Origin of the sequence: Kitasatospora sp. NPDC006697, assembly GCF_042869935.1 — a bacterium.
GTDB lineage: Bacteria > Actinomycetota > Actinomycetes > Streptomycetales > Streptomycetaceae > Kitasatospora.
The window spans coordinates 1-3,776 of record NZ_JBIAGU010000072.1; the positions used below are offsets into that span (position 1 = coordinate 1).

Consider the following 3,776-nt stretch of genomic DNA (forward strand, 5'->3'; position numbering starts at 1 on the left):
GGGGGGGGGGGGCGGGGGGCGCGCCGGGGGGGGTGGTGGGCCCGCACCGGGGGGTGTTCGCGGGGGGGGGGGGGGGGGGGGGCGGGGGGGGGGGGCCCCCGCCCCGGCGCCCCCCCCCCCCGCCGCTGTCACTGCCCGGCCTGCTGAGCGGCCTTCTGCAGGGTGCCGAGCACGCCCTGCGGGTCGGTCAGCGCGCCGCCGATCTGGGTCTTGACCTGGGAGTTGACGGTGTCCCAGGCCGGGTTGGAGACCGGCACGAACTGCGCGCTGGGCAGCGCGTTCAGGAACGGGACCAGGGCGGGCACGTCGGTCTGCACCTGCTGGACGGCGTCGGTGGTGACGGGGAGGAGGTTGTACTCCTCGTCGAACTTGACCTGGTTGGCCTTCTGGAAGGCGAAGTCCAGGAAGGACTTGATCTGGGCGGCGTGGCCGCCGGGCTTGAAGCCGTAGATCCAGTCGCCGACGCCCAGGGTCTGCGGGGTGCCGCCGGCCTGGGCGGTGGGCAGCGGGGCCCAGGTGACGTTGAGGCTGTTCTTCTTGATGTCGTCCAGCTGGGTGGGCATGCCGTTGAGCATGCCGACCTTGCCGGACGCGAAGTCGGCGTAGAGGTCGGTGCGCTTGACCGAGCCCGGGTCCTTCTCGGTCAGGCCGGCCGACACCCACTTGCCGAGCTGCTGGAAAGTCGCGACGTTGGCAGGGGAGTTGAGGGTCCACTTGCCCGAGGTGTCGGTGTAGCCGCCGCCGTTGTTCATCTCCCACATGAAGGACTCGGCCTGGGCCTCCTCCGAGCCCAGCGGCAGGCCGAGCGGCACCTCGACGCCGGCGGCCTTGAGGGCCTTGGCGTCGGTCTCCACGTCGGCCCAGGTCTTCGGGGCGACGGCCTGGCTGCCGTTCATCGGCAGGCCGGCCTTCTGCCACAGGGCGTTGTTGATCAGGAAGGCGCGGGAGGAGGAGACGAACGGGATGCCGTAGGCGGTGCCGCCCTGCTTGCCGGCCGCGGCCAGCGCGGGCACCAGGTTCGACTGCACGGAGGGGTCGAGCACCTGGTCGGTGCTGTAGAGCAGGCCGCTCTGCGCGAAGCTGGCGTAGCCGGGGCCCTCGACGACGTCCGGGTACTGCTTGTTCTGGACCATCGTGGAGAGCTTGGCGCTGATGTCGTTCCAGTTGATCACCTGGAGGTCGACCTTCACCTTGGGGTTGGCCTGCTCGAAGGCCTGGATCACGCCGTCCCAGTAGGCCTGGCTGGGGTTCTGGCCGTTGGAGCCGTAGTCCGCCGCGACGACCTTGATGGTCGTGGTGCCGTCGCCCGCGGTGCCCGTGCCGCCGCTGCTGCCACAGGCGGTCAGGGCGAGGGCGGTACCCGCCGTCAGGGCCGAGGCGATCAGAAGACGCTTGTTCATTGCCTGCTCCTTGTCCCCGGGACCGGCGCTGGGCCGGCGGCATCGGGGCGATCTGTTCCTGGGAGGGGGATGGGTGTCGAGAGAGACGGTGCGCGCGCCCGGCGCGCGGGCCGCGGTACGCGGAGGGTCCGGTCCGAGGACCGGCACGGGAGGGGGAGGGGCCGACCCGGGGTGTTGCAGTGATGCTAGAGACCTGCGTGGGCGGATGAACAGTCCTGAGTGCGCATTTCTGCGTAACGCCTTGATTAAGCAATCAGAAATGCGCACTCCTGCGCATCGCATGTGCCAGCGGGGGAGCGCCGGACGCAGACACGGCACTCCGGGCGGGGCACCCGCCGTCCGCTCAGCGGCCGGCCCGCAGCACCCCGAGCAGGCGGGCGACCTCGGCCGCCGTGGCGGTGCGGGCCGGCCCCAGGTAGGTGCGGGTGTCGACCAGGCGCTCGTCGGCCGTGAGCGCGTCGCGGACGGCCGCGCTGAAGACGCTGTTGAGATGGGTCGCGATGTTGACCTTGGTCATGCCGCGGTCGACCGCCGTGCTCAGGTCCTGGTCGGCCACCCCGGAGGAGCCGTGCAGCACCAGCGGGACGGGAACGGCGGCCCGCAGCGCGGCGATCAGCTCGAAGTCCAGCGCGGCGTCGCGGGTCAGCATGGCGTGCGAGGAGCCGACGGCCACCGCCAGCGCGTCCACGCCGGTGGCGGCGATGAACGCGGCCGCCTCGCCCGGGTCCGTGCGCACGCCGGGCGCGTGCACCCCGTCCTTGCCGCCCACCTCGCCGAGCTCGGCCTCCACCCAGCAGCGGGCGGCGTGGCAGCGCTCCACCACCTCGGCGGTCGCCGCGACGTTCTGCTCGTACTCCAGCGTCGAGGCGTCGAACATCACCGAGCCGAAGCCCAGCACGACGGCCTCCGCCACCAGTTCGCGGTCGGTGGCGTGGTCCAGGTGGACGGCGACGGGTACGGCGGCGGCCTCGGCGACGGCCAGCGCGGCGCGGCCGATCGGGGCCAGCGCGCCGTGGTAGCGCACGGCGTTCTCGCTGATCTGCAGGATGACGGGCGCGTTCGCCGCCTCGGCGCCGGCCACGATGGCCTGGGCGTGTTCGAGCTGGATGACGTTGAACGCGCCGACACCGCGGCCGTTCGCGAGCGCGTCGGCGACCAGGTCGCCGGTTCCGATCAGGGGCATGGCAGGGCTCCTCGATTGAGCGGGGGTCAGATGGTGAGGGGTTCGACGGAGGCCTGCTCGCGCAGCCGCCGGTAGAGCACGGGGCCGTAGCAGCCGGCCGGTGGCGCCGCGTTCAGCGTCGCGGTGAGGATCACGCTCGCTCGCCCACCGGGTCGGCGGCGTGCAGCAGGTCCAGGGCGAGCAGCCCCGCGCCCAGACTGCCCGCGCGGTGGCCCAGCTCCGCCGGCACCAGCTCGGGGCGGGTCTGGAAGGTGAGCCGTTCGGTCAGCGCGGCGTACAGCGGGTCGAGCAGCGCCGAGCCGGCCCGGGAGAGCCCGCCGCCGATCACCACCCGCTGCGGGTCGAGCAGCGTGACGACGGTGACCAGCCCGTCGGCGAGGGCCAGCACGGCATCCCGCCAGACCCGGACGGCGACCTCGTCGCCGGCCTGCGCCCGCTGCTGCACCTGCTCGGCGGAGACCCGCTCCACGGGGGAGAGGCCGGCGAGCTCCCGGTAGCGCCGGGCGATCGCGGAGGCGGAGGCCACGGCCTCCAGGCAGCCGCGCGCGCCGCACCGGCAGGACGGTCCGTCGGGGCGCACCACCAGGTGGCCGACCTCGCCCGCGACGTTGTGACGGCCGGTCAGTGCCCGGCCGCCCAGCACGATTCCGCCGGCGATGCCGGTGCCGATCGGGAGGAAGAGGAACGAGTCGCAGTCGCGTCCGGCGCCCAGCCGCGCCTCGGCGATCGCGCCCGCCCGGACGTCGTGGCCGAGCGCGACCGGCAGGCCCAGCTCGATCTCGGCCCGGTCGCGCACCGGCACGTCCCGCCAGCCGAGGTTCGCCGAGAACCGGCAGGTGCCCGATCCCTCGTCCACGATGCCCGGCACGGCGATCCCCACCGCCGCCGGTCCGAAGCGCTCGGCCAGGCGGCGGGCGAACGCGAAGGTGCTGTCGATCGCGGCGTCGGGGCCGCGGTCGGCCTGGGTGTCGGCGCTCTCGGCGTGCAGCAGCGTGCCGTCCGGAGCCAGGACGGCGCCCTTGATGTGCGTGCCGCCGACGTCGAGCGCGACCACGGGTGCGGGGCCGGCCGGGGAGTGCGTGCGGGTCACGGCGTGGTGAGGACGATGGAGCGGGTGAGGTTGCGGGGCTGGTCGGGGTCCAGGCCCTGGGCCTCGGCGAGGGCGACGGCCAGGCGCTGGGCGCGGACCAGGT

Annotated in this window: 3 protein-coding genes and 1 pseudogene; all 4 read right to left on the bottom strand. The window is 73.9% G+C overall.

Annotation, left to right across the window (positions count from 1 at the left end; translation table 11 throughout):
* Nucleotides 1-128: 128 nt before the first annotated feature.
* Nucleotides 129-1,400, bottom strand: a complete 1,272-nt coding sequence (locus ACFYNO_RS41105; RefSeq protein ID WP_388023895.1) for an extracellular solute-binding protein — start codon at nt 1,398-1,400, stop codon at nt 129-131.
* A gap of 343 nt (nt 1,401-1,743) precedes the next feature.
* A complete protein-coding gene (locus tag ACFYNO_RS41110; protein ID WP_388023898.1) occupies nt 1,744-2,583 on the bottom strand; it encodes a ketose-bisphosphate aldolase in 840 nt (279 codons plus the stop codon).
* Between the two features lie 130 nt (nt 2,584-2,713).
* A complete protein-coding gene (locus tag ACFYNO_RS41115; protein ID WP_388023900.1) occupies nt 2,714-3,673 on the bottom strand; it encodes an ROK family protein in 960 nt (319 codons plus the stop codon).
* Nucleotides 3,670-3,776, bottom strand: a pseudogene (locus tag ACFYNO_RS41120) (sugar isomerase); the annotation flags it as partial. The gene ACFYNO_RS41115 and the pseudogene ACFYNO_RS41120, both read right to left, overlap by 4 nt.

Excerpts from the sequence above, each read along its gene's own strand:
- ACFYNO_RS41110 (WP_388023898.1), bottom strand. The coding sequence starts at position 2,583 with ATGCCCCTGATCGGAACCGGCGACCTGGTCGCCGACGCGCTCGCGAAC.
- ACFYNO_RS41105 (WP_388023895.1), bottom strand. The coding sequence starts at position 1,400 with ATGAACAAGCGTCTTCTGATCGCCTCGGCCCTGACGGCGGGTACCGCC.